This is a genomic window from Acinetobacter sp. ACNIH3, from assembly GCF_002918965.1.
GTDB lineage: Bacteria > Pseudomonadota > Gammaproteobacteria > Pseudomonadales > Moraxellaceae > Acinetobacter > Acinetobacter schindleri.
Window position 1 is genome coordinate 1 of the sequence record NZ_PQLP01000058.1, and the last position, 13715, is coordinate 13715.

18 protein-coding genes and 1 pseudogene are annotated in these 13715 nt (G+C 44.1%); 14 read left to right on the forward strand and 5 right to left on the reverse strand.

Annotated features, from left to right (window positions below):
* A pseudogene (locus C3420_RS15000) lies at window positions 1–341 on the forward strand (hypothetical protein); the annotation flags it as partial.
* A 51-nt stretch (window positions 342–392) separates the two neighbouring features.
* Here C3420_RS15000 and C3420_RS15005 read toward each other — a convergent pair.
* Window positions 393–1313 (reverse strand): Dyp-type peroxidase, encoded by a 921-nt coding sequence (locus C3420_RS15005; protein ID WP_103800914.1) that lies wholly within the window; start codon window positions 1311–1313, stop codon window positions 393–395.
* A 158-nt stretch (window positions 1314–1471) separates the two neighbouring features.
* Between C3420_RS15005 and C3420_RS15010 the strand changes: the two genes are divergently transcribed.
* Both C3420_RS15010 and C3420_RS15015 read left to right on the forward strand, forming a co-directional pair.
* Window positions 1472–2095 (forward strand): LysE family transporter, encoded by a 624-nt coding sequence (locus tag C3420_RS15010; RefSeq protein WP_004895310.1) that lies wholly within the window; start codon window positions 1472–1474, stop codon window positions 2093–2095.
* Window positions 2096–2184: 89 nt separating this feature from the next.
* On the forward strand, window positions 2185–2505 hold the full coding sequence (locus C3420_RS15015) for a pyrimidine/purine nucleoside phosphorylase (RefSeq protein ID WP_004895307.1): 321 nt from the start codon (window positions 2185–2187) through the stop codon (window positions 2503–2505).
* 10 nt (window positions 2506–2515) lie between these two features.
* Here C3420_RS15015 and C3420_RS15020 read toward each other — a convergent pair whose 3' ends face one another.
* Genes C3420_RS15020 through C3420_RS15035 form a run of 4 tightly spaced genes read right to left on the reverse strand, consistent with a single transcriptional unit; the run spans window position 2516 to window position 5067 of the window.
* On the reverse strand, window positions 2516–2998 hold the full coding sequence (locus tag C3420_RS15020) for a DUF523 domain-containing protein (protein ID WP_103800913.1): 483 nt from the start codon (window positions 2996–2998) through the stop codon (window positions 2516–2518).
* A 3-nt stretch (window positions 2999–3001) separates the two neighbouring features.
* Complete coding sequence (znuB, locus tag C3420_RS15025) at window positions 3002–3802, reverse strand: zinc ABC transporter permease subunit ZnuB (RefSeq protein WP_103800912.1); 801 nt, start codon at window positions 3800–3802, stop codon at window positions 3002–3004.
* A 3-nt stretch (window positions 3803–3805) separates the two neighbouring features.
* Entirely contained in the window at window positions 3806–4588 is a 783-nt protein-coding gene (gene znuC / locus C3420_RS15030; RefSeq protein WP_103800911.1) for a zinc ABC transporter ATP-binding protein ZnuC, read from the reverse strand.
* A complete protein-coding gene (locus C3420_RS15035; protein ID WP_004814242.1) occupies window positions 4570–5067 on the reverse strand; it encodes a transcriptional repressor in 498 nt (165 codons plus the stop codon). Before C3420_RS15035 ends, znuC begins: the two co-directional genes overlap by 19 nt.
* Window positions 5068–5205: 138 nt before the next feature.
* On the opposite strand from C3420_RS15035, the gene C3420_RS15040 reads away from it, so the two are divergent.
* The 11 genes from C3420_RS15040 to C3420_RS15090 all read left to right on the forward strand — a co-directional run.
* Window positions 5206–6042 carry a metal ABC transporter solute-binding protein, Zn/Mn family gene (locus tag C3420_RS15040; RefSeq protein WP_103800910.1) on the forward strand — a complete coding sequence of 279 codons (837 nt, stop codon included), beginning with the start codon at window positions 5206–5208 and terminating at the stop codon, window positions 6040–6042.
* A gap of 173 nt (window positions 6043–6215) precedes the next feature.
* Window positions 6216–6614, forward strand: coding sequence for an ATP synthase subunit I (locus C3420_RS15045; protein ID WP_004814246.1), 399 nt, complete (start codon window positions 6216–6218; stop codon window positions 6612–6614).
* 103 nt (window positions 6615–6717) lie between these two features.
* Window positions 6718–7593 (forward strand): F0F1 ATP synthase subunit A, encoded by an 876-nt coding sequence (gene atpB, locus C3420_RS15050; protein WP_004814247.1) that lies wholly within the window; start codon window positions 6718–6720, stop codon window positions 7591–7593.
* A gap of 83 nt (window positions 7594–7676) precedes the next feature.
* Entirely contained in the window at window positions 7677–7922 is a 246-nt protein-coding gene (atpE, locus tag C3420_RS15055) for a F0F1 ATP synthase subunit C (RefSeq protein WP_000424060.1), read from the forward strand.
* Window positions 7923–7961: 39 nt separating this feature from the next.
* Window positions 7962–8432 carry a F0F1 ATP synthase subunit B gene (locus tag C3420_RS15060; protein ID WP_004814248.1) on the forward strand — a complete coding sequence of 157 codons (471 nt, stop codon included), beginning with the start codon at window positions 7962–7964 and terminating at the stop codon, window positions 8430–8432.
* Between the two features lie 12 nt (window positions 8433–8444).
* Window positions 8445–8981 carry a F0F1 ATP synthase subunit delta gene (locus C3420_RS15065; RefSeq protein ID WP_103800909.1) on the forward strand — a complete coding sequence of 179 codons (537 nt, stop codon included), beginning with the start codon at window positions 8445–8447 and terminating at the stop codon, window positions 8979–8981.
* A 43-nt stretch (window positions 8982–9024) separates the two neighbouring features.
* The gene (gene atpA / locus C3420_RS15070; RefSeq protein WP_004814250.1) at window positions 9025–10569 is read left to right on the forward strand and encodes a F0F1 ATP synthase subunit alpha; all 1545 of its coding nucleotides are present in this window, start codon (window positions 9025–9027) and stop codon (window positions 10567–10569) included.
* Window positions 10570–10656: 87 nt separating this feature from the next.
* Window positions 10657–11526, forward strand: a complete 870-nt coding sequence (atpG, locus tag C3420_RS15075; protein ID WP_004814251.1) for a F0F1 ATP synthase subunit gamma — start codon at window positions 10657–10659, stop codon at window positions 11524–11526.
* Window positions 11527–11556: 30 nt separating this feature from the next.
* The gene (gene atpD, locus C3420_RS15080) at window positions 11557–12951 is read left to right on the forward strand and encodes a F0F1 ATP synthase subunit beta (protein WP_004895294.1); all 1395 of its coding nucleotides are present in this window, start codon (window positions 11557–11559) and stop codon (window positions 12949–12951) included.
* Between the two features lie 26 nt (window positions 12952–12977).
* The gene (locus C3420_RS15085; RefSeq protein ID WP_004814254.1) at window positions 12978–13397 is read left to right on the forward strand and encodes a F0F1 ATP synthase subunit epsilon; all 420 of its coding nucleotides are present in this window, start codon (window positions 12978–12980) and stop codon (window positions 13395–13397) included.
* Window positions 13398–13562: 165 nt separating this feature from the next.
* Window positions 13563–13715 (forward strand): transposase (locus tag C3420_RS15090; protein WP_146048167.1); only part of this gene is annotated, 153 nt, incomplete at its 3' end.

The following is a 13715-nucleotide window of genomic DNA, read 5'->3' on the forward strand; positions in this document are numbered from 1 at the left end:
CCTTTCTGATAAGTGAATTTAGTGAATTAGATTATGTTAAAAGACTTTATAAAAAATTTATATCGAATTTTTTTATATATAATAAGTTGTCAAATGTAGTTATTGAAGCTCCAGTGGTAAATTCTTCATCTACTAATTTAGAAAGTGATTATGGGAGTATATTGGCTGGTGATAATTTTTCTTATATTAAAGAAGAGAAAAAATATTTATATAATGCAAATATTAGAGAAAGTAACAGTAAAATTAATGACTATAAATTGATTTTAGATTCAGATTTAAAGTGCTTAACATTTACTCTAGGGTGTGAAAATATTAATTATAGAAATTTTCTTGAAAAATAATTTTTTAGATTGCTACATTATAGTGAATGTAGCATTCATCGACCTTATATTTTACCCTTCCAAAACCTCTTCCAGCAATTCCTCACTCGGCGCAAAGTAATACGCACCATCTATTGGAGTTACGAAGTGGAGCAAGCGGTCATGGATTCCATCGCCAGACGTACCGAACATACGCTCTAACATGGCATCAATAATGTTTAAATCTTTGGTGTAGGCAATGAAGAACAGGCCTTGGTCACCACGACCATCACCATAAGGCAGGGAATGACGTAAAATTTCCATTTCTTCACCTTCCTCGTCTTCAACTACTGTACGAGCAACGTGTGCATTGGCAGGTTTTACATCATCATCGAGCTCAATTGATTCAAGCTTGGTACGACCCATCACTTGCTCTTGAGCATCAACTTTTAGCTTTTTCCATTTTTCTAGGTTATGCGCATAACGCTGTGCGAAGATAAATGAACTATCTTGGAAAATACCAGCATCTTCACCGACTAAAGCGACTTCAGCGCGATCATCCGGGAATTGCGGGTTTTCAGTACCATCGATGAAGCCGGTAATATCACGTCCATCAAAATAGCGGAAGCAGACACGTTCATCCAGCACTTCAACTTGATCGCGAATTCCTTCAAAGAAAGCCTGACTTAAAGCAAAGCAGATATCAGCACGTGCGCTAGCAATATGAATCAGTACATCCGCAGGAATAACTGGCATATCAAACGAACCTTGAATCGGCTCGAGTTGTTTAAAGCCTACAGGAGCTTGGTGATAAAGTTTTGCCCACAGTTCAGGACCAAAAGCCACGCCTGTTTTAATTTGCGCATTAGGATGTTGAGTAATCAGACGATCACGTGTCGTAAATAATTGCTCTAATTGCTCTTTAAAATCTTCAATGCTGAGATCTTTAAGACGTAAAACAATAAAACGAGCATGATCTGAAGGTAATGGCAAAATTACAGATTGGGCTGTCATTCATGGCTCCTGTAATAAAAATTCCTGTATTTAATCGAACTATTGTGCCTGAAGCCATACAGGGTGAATAGTATTCAGATTAAATTTTAGCGAGATTTTGATCTGAATATATTTGAAAAGTCATATAATACGCTTCAAGTTTTCTATCGAGCAGATTCATGTCCTATCAAGTTTGGTTTGCCTACATGCTGGCCTGTTGGGTGATTAGCATTTCCCCGGGTGCGGGCGCCATTGCTTCGATGTCGAGTGGCCTGAATTACGGTTTTCGACATGGCTACTGGAATGCTTTAGGCTTGCAGCTGGCTTTACTAGTTCAAATCGCCATTGTCGCTGCCGGCGCTGGGGTGTTATTTGCTACGACACCTTGGGCATTCCTGTTGGTGAAATGGTTCGGTGTGGGCTACCTGCTCTATCTGGCATATTTACAGTGGACTGCGCCGATGCAGTCGATTGAGATTCAGCATGAATTAACCCGTAAGTCAGCGGGGAAGTTGGTGCTGTATGGTTTTCTTGTGAATATGAGTAATCCAAAGGCAATTGTGTTCCTGCTTGCGGTATTGCCACAGTTTCTGGATCTGTCCAAACCTCAGTGGATTCAGTATGTGATTATGGCAGCAACCATGGTCACCATTGATCTGATTGTGATGGCGGGTTATACCGGATTGGCAGCGAAAGTTTTAAGATTATTGACATCAGCAAAGCAACAAAAAATATTAAATCGCAGCTTTGCCGTACTGTTTGCCTGCGCTGCAACCTTGCTCAGTTTGGTGCATCAGGCATAAACGTAAAGGCGCATTACACAAAAATAAAAACAATGTGATGTCGCTAGCTTTTGAATACAAAACATAAAAATAATAAAAGAGGTATTCCTATGTCTGGTCAATTCGACTGCGTGTCTATTATTAAAAAACCAACCATCCACGAATATGGCTGTTGTATCAGTCATTGCATTCAGTTGCCGGATGGCACTCAAAAAACTTTAGGTGTGTTCCTGCCGACAGAACAGCCGATCGTGTTTGAAACTGCTGTGGCAGAACGTCTGGAAATTATTTCCGGTGAATGTCTGGTGCAGATCGGTGAGGATGCGCATTATCAGCGTTATGTACCAGGGCAATCTTTCTATGTACCTAAACATAGTCGGTTTAAACTGTTATGCCGGGAAGTTGTGGATTATGTTTGCCATTTTGAATAGGGGGGTGAGCTTACTCAGGTCGAACTTTTAGCTGTTTCAAAAAATCTTGTTCGGTCATCACAATGATGCTGTGTTGTTGCAACAGGGCAGCAGTGACGCCTTGGCCTTGAATTTTTGTTCCAGTAAATGATCCATCATAAATCAGGTCACTGCCACAAGATGGGTTATTCGCTTTGAGGATGGCATGTGTCACTTGAAATTTTCGGGCAAGATCTAAAGCAGCATAGGCGCCTTGAATAAAAGCCTCTGAAATATCTGTACCATTTATATCGACAACATGAGCGTGGCGCAGCAGTACATCGTGACCATTTCCAGATTGAATCTCGGCAGACGGGCGGGGGATGGCTAAGCCACCACTGACTTCAGGGCAAAGACTGACATATTGATCAGGTAGCAGATGTTGCAGTAGTTCCTTGAGCAGACAATCCTGTCCATCGTAACGGACTTTATAACCGAGCAAACAGGCACTAATCAAATAGCGTTTGCTCTGCATGACTTAACTCATTTTCTTAAACTTCTGTATACAGAAGATCAGGGCAAACAGCACTGACATGGTCAGGACAATGGTTAGACCTGTCGAAGTATTGAGGCCTGCACTTGACCAAAGACCAAATGTTACCCCAATCTGAGCAATCACGAAGGCCCAGATCACCATTTGTCTTGGTGAGTTCGCCAGCAAGCGAGCCGTCAGTGCCGGAATGACCAGCAGGGCTCCCATTAGAAGTGAACCTACTGCTCGAAGTGCCAATACGGTGAATAGGGCCAGTAACAACATAAAGATCAGGCGTTGTAATTTGGCATTCACACCTTCGCTGATCGCCATATCAGGATCAATGGCAATTTGGATCTGTGCCTGCCAGCTTTTATAAATCACAGCCAGTGCAACAATAATCACCACAGCAAAAGTGGGTAAATCATTCCAGGAAATCGTCAGCAAATCACCGAACAGATAACTCAGCAGTTCTGGTCTTAAACTCGGTAAATGCTGAATGAACAATAAGCCTGAGCAGAGCAGGGTGGCTGAGCAGAGCGCAAGCAAAGCATCGTTCGGTAAGCGAGGATCGTACAGCACCCATAAAATAGCCACCAGCAATAAGGCGATAAAGGTCACACCGATCCACAGCGGTAGACTCATGGCACCAGCAATGGCAACACCCAATAAAGTGCCATGTGCCATGGTATCAGCAAAGAAAGACATACGACGCCACAGCATCAGACAGCCCAGCGGAGCAGTCAGGAACACCAAGAGTGTTCCCATGATCCATGCAGGTAAAAGGAGTTGTAACCAGTCCATCATGGCTTAAGCTTCCGGCTCGGGGTGAATATGCGGTCGTGTATCGTGCTGACAGGGTGCTGCAGAGTCGCCATGGGCACAGTGATCATGATGATGCTGGTAGAACACCCGATTGGTGCCAAAGATCGCCTGATATTCTGGATGTTGCTGCACACTTTCCGGTAACCCGCTACAGCAAATATGTTTATTCAGACAAACCACACGATGCGTACCTTGCATCACCCATTGCAGGTCATGCGAGACCATCAAAATGGCACAGCCATATTTTTCAGGCAGGCTACGCACATATTCATACAGTTCGGCTTCGGATTGGATATCCAGACCTTGCATGGGTTCGTCTAGAACCAGGATATCCGGCTGGCGTAGTAAAGCGCGTGCTAATAATACACGTTGACGCTCACCGCCAGAAAGCTGTTGAACTTTAGAATTTTCCAGCTTGGCAATACCGGTATCACGGATGATTTCAGCTTTAATAGCTGAAGGACATTTTTCCAGTGCCAGCAGATCTTTGACACGTAGCGGCAGACTATGTGACGGATTGAATTTCTGTGGCACATAAGAGAATTTCAGCTTGCGCGCCGTTTTGATTTCACCGGATTTCGGTTTGACGATCCCAAGCATGACCTTTATTAAGGTCGACTTACCGGCACCATTCGGACCAATCAGCGTGACAATCTCTTTCTCCTGCAAAGAGAAATCAATGGCTTTTAGAATGTCACGATCATCAATATTGACCCAAATTTTAGAAAGTTGAATCAGCGGTACGGGAGTTAGGCTTTGTTGCGACACTGCTGACAGATTCCTGAAATCTCAATGATGCTGTGATGAGCACTAAAATCATCTGAGCTTGCTAATGCGTCGAGCTGATCCAGTAATCCTTGTGCAGATGCTTCTTTTACGGCTTTACATTCGGTACAAATCAGGAAAGCTGCTTGGTGACCTTCACGTGGATGACAGCATGGAATATAGGCATTAATAGAAGTCAGACGGTGAATAAAGCCTTTTTCTAATAAAAAGTCGAGCGTGCGGTATACTGTGGGTGGTGCCGCAGGACGATCACTATTATTTTTAATCTTGGCCAACAGGTCATAGGCGCCCATGGGACCTGAAGCATTTAAAATCAGTTCGAGGACTTCCTTACGCAAGGGCGTAAGTCGCGCACCAGTTGCTGCACACAGGCTTTCCGCTTCAGCCAGGCGTTGTTCCACGTTCGGATGATCGTGTACGCCGTGCAATGCGTTGTGGTGTTCGTGCGAACAGGAACCCATAGTTCACCTCAAGTGCGAAACTGAAATTAAAAGAATTTTAAATCTTATCATGAAGCGTTGTCAGTTTCGATTGGGCATAGGTATTTTTGCAAATTTGTTATATTATAACACTTAGTGTTTTTACCGCGATTTTCACCCATGTCCCGTTTTTTTGCGTTCTGTGCCCTGGCTTTATTGAGTACCTTAAGTTGGTCACAAAGTCTGGTGGTTTCTACGCATCCGATTTACCTGATTGCCAAAAAAATTACCCAAGGGGTAGAACAGCCAACCTTATTATTGGCCAATCAGACTGGACATGATGTCAGCCTGACCCCGGCACACCGTAAAACCATTCAGGATGCGGGGCTGGTGATCTGGCTGGGACAGGCCCATGAAGCGCCTTTAGCAAAAGTACTCGAAGAAAGTAATAAAAGTATCGCAATTCTGGATTCCAGCATTATTAATCCTTTGCCAATGCGTAATCCGCGTGGTGAAGCCTTAAAAAATACGGTTGATACACATGTCTGGCTGGACCCAAATAATGCAGTTCGCATCGGTTTCTTTATTGCTGCGCTGCGTTCACAGCAAATGCCACAGTACCGTGAAACTTACTGGAAAAATGCACGTGCTTTTGCACAAAATATGCTAACGACAGCACAACGTTATAGTTCAACTTCTAAGCCACGCCCCTATTGGTCATATCATGATGCCTATCAATATCTAGAGCGTCCGCTAAACCTGAAGTTTATGGGTGCACTCACCGATGATCCGCATGTGTCACCAACAGTTGCACAGATCAAGTACCTGCAGGATACCCGCGTACAGACCAAAATGTGTCTGCTGGCTGAGGGACATGCCAATGCCAATCAGTACAGAAAACTGAACCCGGTAGTTTTCCAGCATGTAGACGAAAGCATGAGTGGGGCAGGGGACTTTATCCAAGGCTGGCAACAATTAGCTGATCAAACGAACAAATGTGTGCTAAATTCTCGATAATGATTAAAAAGTGATCGAGTTTTGCTTAGTTTAGAAACGATTGAACCATCGAATTTTTCGAAGCTAAGCTCGGGAAAAGATTGCATGTTAAGGGGTGTAACTCTATAATGCCTGCGATTAAAAATAATCATCAGCTAAACTTGTCAAGCATGATTGCTGTGAGTGAATAAATAATGAGCCGAACTAGTCGCTTGATTGACCGACGATTAGCGAAAGCTTTAGTCATCTTGCAAGCAGTAATGATACCCGTTTCAGCGTTGTTAGGTTGGGTTCTGAAGGACACAACCGCAGCCTTGAGTGCAGCCTTGGGTGCATTCGTATGTTGGCTGGCGACCTGCTACTTTAGCTGGCAGTCGTTTCGTGCTGCGGGCGCGCGAGCTTCCAAACAAGTTCTATCGAACATGTATAGGGGCATGCTCGGTAAGTTTGCAATTGTGATTGTTGGATTCATTTTGATTTTAAGCAATGTCAAGCCGTTATCCCCGGTTGCATTGTTTTGTGGTTTTATACTCGTTCAAGCCATGTCGTGGGTCGCTCCGTTTTGGGTGTCACGTCTACAAAGACGAGTTTAAGCGCAGCAAAAATTGAAAAGTTTTTTCAGAAATAAGCGAGATATCAAGCAGCACGCGATATTCGTAAGTTTCATTAGTTTTTGACATTGACCAGGTGTGATTTATGGCTGCTGAAGAACATGCCCTTACTTCGACCGAGTACATCAAGCACCACTTGACCAACATGACCTATGGCAAAATGCCGGACGGTACATGGAAATTGGCCGAGAATGGTGCTGAAGCTCAACAGATGGGGTTCACTGCTATTCACTTGGATTCAATGGGTTGGTCAATCGGCCTTGGTATTCTTTTCTGTTTCATGTTCTGGATCGTAGCGAAAGCTGCAAACTCTGGTGTTCCTACCAAGTTCCAGTCTGCAATCGAAATGATTATCGAGTTTGTTGACTCAAGTGTACGCGATACTTTTCACGGAAAATCGCGTTTGATCGCTCCACTAGCGCTAACCATCTTCGTGTGGATTTTCCTCATGAACTTGATGGACTTGATCCCTGTTGACTGGATTCCTTATATCGCTCAACACGTGATTGGTAGCCTTCTTGGTATTGATCCGCACCACGTTTACTTCAAGATCGTTCCATCTACTGACCCTAACATTACCCTTGGTATGTCATTGTCTGTATTTGCGCTTATCTTGTTTTACAGTATTCGTGAGAAAGGCATTGGCGGTTTCGTTGGTGAGCTTGCACTTAACCCATTTAACCCAAGTAACCCAGTTGCAAAAGCGTTACTCATTCCAGTGAACTTGATTCTTGAATTGGTAACCTTCCTTGCACGTCCAGTTTCATTGGCTCTACGACTGTTCGGTAACATGTATGCGGGTGAGTTAATCTTCATTCTTATCGCGTTATTACCGTTCTGGATCCAGTGGGCGTTATCTGTGCCTTGGGCGATCTTCCACATTCTTGTTATTACGCTACAGGCATTCATTTTCATGATGCTGACTATCGTGTACTTGAGCATGGCAAGCGAAAAGCATTAATGGTATTGCCTAACTGTCACAGGATGGTTGGGCACAATTTTTTAACTTAATTTGGTATAAAACCTAACCTCTGAGGAATTATCATGGAACTCACTTTAGGTCTAGTTGCAATTGCATCTGCTATCTTGATCGCTTTCGGTGCTTTAGGTACTGCGATTGGTTTTGGTCTTTTAGGCGGCCGTTTCCTTGAAGCTGTAGCTCGTCAACCAGAATTGGCTCCACAACTTCAAACTCGTATGTTCTTAATCGCGGGTCTTCTTGATGCTGTGCCTATGATCGGTGTTGGTATTGGCTTGTTCTTCATCTTCGCTAATCCATTTGTAGGTTAATCAGCTTAATTCCGAAATTCACTATTTGAGGAATTTGCAATGAATATCAACCTCACATTGTTTGGCCAAGCGATTGCGTTTGCGATTTTTGTCGCATTCTGCATGAAGTTTGTATGGCCACCACTAATCAATGCGATTAGTGAACGTCAGCGTAAAATCGCTGATGGCTTAAATGCTGCTGAAAAAGCGAAGGCTGACCTTGCAGATGCGCAAGCACAAGTGAAAGCTGAACTGGACGCGGCAAAAGCACAAGCGGCTCAATTGATCGAACAAGCGAACCGTCGTGCAGCGCAATTGGTAGAAGAAGCTCGTACTCAAGCGTCAGCTGAAGGTGAGCGTATTCGTCAACAGGCTAAAGAAGCTGTTGATACTGAAATCAATTCTGCTCGCGAAGAATTACGTCAACAAGTGGCTGCTCTTGCAGTTGCTGGCGCTGAGAAAATTCTTAGCCAGCAAGTTGACGCAGAAGCTCACAATGCCATGCTGACTCAGCTGGCTGCTAAACTTTAAGAGAGGCGGATTATGGCTGAACTCTTGACGTTGGCACGCCCTTACGCTAAAGCAGCATTTGCTTACGCTTCTGAGCAAGGTACAGCTGACTCTTGGTCAACTGCACTTGAATTGCTCAGTGCTGCGGTGCAAGACGAAGCATTTTCAGCTTATCTAAATCGCCCTGAGTTGACACCTGCTGAGCAGGTGGCACTTTTTGCTAAAGTTTTAGGCGAAGACCAAACGCCTGCAGTGTCAAACTTTTTGACTATGCTTGCTGAAAACGCACGTTTGGCTTTGCTTCCTGAAATCGCTGCAGAATATGAACAGCTCAAATCACAGAATAACAATACTGTGGATGTTGTAATTGAATCAGCATTCCCGTTGACTTCTGTACAGGAACAACTCCTTACTCACGCATTAGAGAAAAAATTCGAAGCGGCGGTAAATGTTTCTGTAGAAGTTAAACCAGAGCTTATTGCTGGTGTGGTTATTCGTGCAGGCGACCAAGTGATAGATGATTCTGCGCTTAATAAGCTTGAAAAAATGCGTACTCGTCTTCTTGCTTAAGAAATAAGAAGACTGAACTTTAAAAAGATTGAGGTATAGCGCAATGCAACAACTGAATCCATCCGAGATCAGTGCGCTCATTAAACAGCGTATCGGCGATCTGGACACCAGCGCGACCGCTAAAAACGAAGGTACCATTGTTATGGTATCCGACGGTATTGTGCGTATTCACGGCCTTGCTGATGCAATGTACGGTGAAATGATCGAATTCGACGGCGGCTTATACGGTATGGCACTGAACCTAGAACAGGATTCAGTGGGCGTCGTTGTTTTAGGTAACTACTTAAACCTTCAAGAAGGTCAAAAAGCGCGTTGCACAGGTCGTGTATTAGAAGTTCCGGTTGGTCCAGAACTTTTAGGCCGTGTAGTAGATGCTTTGGGTAACCCGATTGATGGTAAAGGCCCTATTGATGCAAAATTGACTGATGCTGTTGAGAAAGTAGCACCAGGCGTAATTTGGCGTCAATCAGTGGATCAACCTGTACAAACTGGTTATAAATCAGTAGATACAATGATCCCAGTAGGCCGTGGTCAGCGTGAGTTGATCATTGGTGACCGTCAGACTGGTAAAACAGCTATGGCGATCGATGCGATCATCGCTCAGAAAAACTCTGGCATTAAATGTGTATACGTAGCAATTGGTCAAAAACAATCGACTATCGCTAACGTTGTGCGCAAGCTGGAAGAAACTGGCGCTATGGCGTATACAACTGTTGTAGCAGCAGCGGCAGCGGATCCAGCAGCAATGCTTTTCCTTGCTCCGTACTCAGGCTGTACAATGGGCGAATACTTCCGTGACCGCGGTGAAGACGCTCTGATCATCTATGATGACTTGTCTAAACAAGCTGTAGCATATCGTCAAATTTCATTGCTTCTTCGTCGTCCACCAGGTCGTGAAGCTTACCCAGGTGACGTGTTCTATCTACATTCACGTCTACTTGAACGTGCTTCTCGTGTATCTGCTGACTACGTTGAGAAATTCACTAACGGTGAAGTTAAAGGCCAAACTGGTTCATTAACTGCATTGCCGATTATTGAAACTCAAGCGGGTGACGTATCTGCATTCGTACCAACTAACGTAATTTCGATTACTGACGGTCAGATCTTCCTTGAAACATCATTGTTCAATGCGGGTATTCGTCCTGCTGTGAACGCGGGTATCTCTGTATCTCGTGTTGGTGGTTCTGCGCAGACTAAAGTCATCAAGAAATTGTCTGGTGGTATCCGTACTGCACTTGCACAGTACCGTGAATTGGCAGCGTTTGCTCAGTTCGCTTCTGACCTTGACGAAGCAACTCGTAAACAGCTTGAACACGGTCAACGCGTAACTGAGCTTATGAAGCAAAAACAATATGCTCCATACTCAATCGCTGACCAAGCTGTATCAGTTTATGCATCTAACGAAGGCTATATGGCTGACGTAGAAGTGAAGAAAATCGTAGACTTTGATGCTGCGTTAATTTCTTACTTCCGTTCAGAACATGCTGCAGTTATGCAAAAAGTTGACGAGACTGGTGCTTGGGACAAAGATATCGAAGCTGAATTCAAAGCGGGTATTGAAAAGTTCAAAGCGACTCAAACTTACTAATTTAGCAACTTGCTAATTAGTGTTGGTTTGGTTCACGGAATCAACCTTCGAGGGCTCGAAAGGGCCTTCGAATACTAGGTTAAGCGTATGGCAAATTTAAAAGAAATTCGCGCCAAAGTAGCTAGTATCAAAAGCACGCAGAAAATTACTCGCGCGATGCAGATGGTAGCAGCTTCTAAGATGCGTCGTGCGCAAGAGCGCATGGCTCAAGGCCGTCCGTATGCCGAAAATATGCACCGTGTAATTGCTCACTTGGTTCAAGCGAATCCTGAATACAAACACCGTTATATGGTTGAACGTCCTGTAAAGCGCGTTGGCTATATCATCGTGTCATCAGATCGCGGCCTTGCTGGTGGTTTGAACATTAACCTGTTCAAGAAAGTGGTAAAACACGTTCAACAGCAACAAGAGCAGTCAATTGAAGTTCAATTTGCTTTGATTGGTCAAAAAGCGGTTTCGTTTTTTAAAAACTACGGCGGTAAAGTACTTGGTGCAACCACTCAAGTGGGCGACACTCCAAGTCTTGAACAGTTATCTGGTTCTGTACAGGTGATGTTAGACGCTTACGATAAAGGCGAGTTAGATCGTATTTATCTAGTATCTAACGGCTTTGTCAACGCCATGACTCAAAACCAAAAGATCGAACAGCTTGTTCCTTTAGCAGCTGCTGAAGAAGACAAGACGCTTAACCGTCAATACGGTTGGGACTATATCTACGAGCCTGAAGCTGAAGAGCTTTTAAATGGCTTGTTGGTTCGTTACATCGAGTCTGTGGTGTATCAAGGTGTGATCGAAAACATCGCGTGTGAGCAGTCTGCTCGTATGGTTGCAATGAAAGCTGCAACAGATAACGCGGGTGATTTGATCAAGAACCTGCAACTTATTTATAACAAGCTGCGTCAAGCCGCGATTACTCAGGAAATTTCTGAGATCGTTGGTGGTGCCGCTGCCGTTTAACATATATTAGTTTGAATTGAGGAGACAGCAATGAGTAGCGGTCGTATCATTCAGATCATCGGCGCGGTTATCGACGTCGAGTTTGAACGTAACAGCGTTCCTAAGATCTATGACGCTCTCCAAGTTGACGGTACTGAAACTACATTAGAAGTTCAGCAACAACTTGGTGATGGCGTAGTTCGTACTATTGCAATGGGTTCTACTGAAGGCCTTAAGCGTGGTTTGAACGTAACTAACACTAACGCGCCGATTTCTGTACCAGTAGGTACAGCAACTCTAGGTCGTATCATGGACGTTCTTGGTCGCCCAATCGACGAAGCTGGTCCAGTTGCAACTGAAGAGCGTTTACCAATTCACCGTCAAGCGCCTTCTTATGCAGAACAAGCGGCTTCTACTGACCTTCTAGAAACTGGTATTAAAGTCATCGACTTACTTTGCCCGTTCGCGAAAGGTGGTAAAGTTGGTCTGTTCGGTGGTGCCGGTGTTGGTAAAACTGTAAACATGATGGAGTTGATCAACAACATCGCTAAAGCTCACTCAGGTTTATCTGTGTTCGCTGGTGTTGGTGAGCGTACTCGTGAAGGTAACGACTTCTATCACGAGATGAAAGACTCTAACGTTCTAGACAAAGTAGCAATGGTCTACGGTCAGATGAACGAGCCACCAGGTAACCGTCTACGTGTAGCGTTGACTGGTCTGACTATGGCTGAGTACTTCCGTGATCAAAAAGACGAAAACGGTAAAGGCCGTGACGTACTATTGTTCGTTGACAACATCTACCGTTATACACTAGCAGGTACTGAAGTATCAGCACTTCTAGGTCGTATGCCATCTGCAGTAGGTTACCAGCCTACACTTGCAGAAGAGATGGGTGTTCTTCAAGAACGTATTACATCTACTAAGTCTGGTTCTATTACGTCAATTCAAGCGGTATACGTACCTGCCGATGACTTAACAGATCCATCGCCTGCAACTACGTTCGCTCACTTGGACGCAACTGTTGTATTGAGCCGTGACATCGCTTCTCAAGGTATTTACCCTGCGATCGATCCACTTGACTCTACTTCACGTCAGTTAGATCCACTTGTAGTTGGCCAAGAACACTACGAAATCGCTCGTTCAGTTCAAAACGTTCTTCAACGTTATAAAGAATTGAAAGACATTATCGCAATTCTTGGTATGGACGAATTGTCAGAAGAAGACAAACTTATCGTGTATCGCGCACGTAAGATCCAACGTTTCTTCTCTCAACCGTTCCACGTAGCTGAAGTGTTTACTGGTGCTCCTGGTAAACTTGTACCGCTTAAAGAAACGATTCGTGGCTTTAAAGGTCTTCTAGCTGGTGAATACGATCACATCCCAGAACAAGCGTTCTATATGGTTGGTGGTATTGACGAAGTGATTGCTAAAGCTGAGAAACTTTAATTAGTTCCCTAATTTAGGAGATTCTCATGGCGACTATGCAATGTGACGTTGTAAGTGTTCAAGAGTCTTTGTACTCAGGCACTGTAACTATGCTAATTGCTAAAGGTGCTGGCGGCGAGTTAGGTATTATGCCTGGTCACGCTCCGCTGGTAACTTTGCTCCAACCTGGCGCGATCCGCGTTATTTTGGAAAATGGTACAGAAGAATTAATCTATGTATCTGGTGGTGTTCTAGAAGTTCAACCGCATGTTGTTACGGTTCTTGCTGATACAGCAGTCCGTGCAGAAAACTTGGATGAAGCGGCAATTATTGAAGCGCGTAAACACGCTGAACAATTGCTAGCAAATCAAAAGGGCGATTTGGACGCTGCTGCTGCTTTGGCTGCTCTTGCAGAGACTGCTGCTCAGCTGGAAACGATCCGCAAAATCAAAAACCGCGCAATGTAATTGCCGGTTTGAGATTGAAGAAACCACCCGAAAGGGTGGTTTTTTTATTGTAAAAATTCAGTTTGAATCTACTTATCTTATAAGTCTAGGGCGTGTCCTCATTTGAAGAATTGGTTTTAAATACTTAAAATCCTCCTTTGAGTTATTTTTATTTCTATATTTTCAATGGCACGTACTCTTCTTACCGATGCTATCTGGCAGCAAATTCAAGATACTATGCGATTACATGGTTGCTACCGTTCAAAGAATAGTAGAAATATCATGGAAGCGATCTTATGGAAACTGCGTACAGGCGCCACATGGCGTGATATTCCTCAA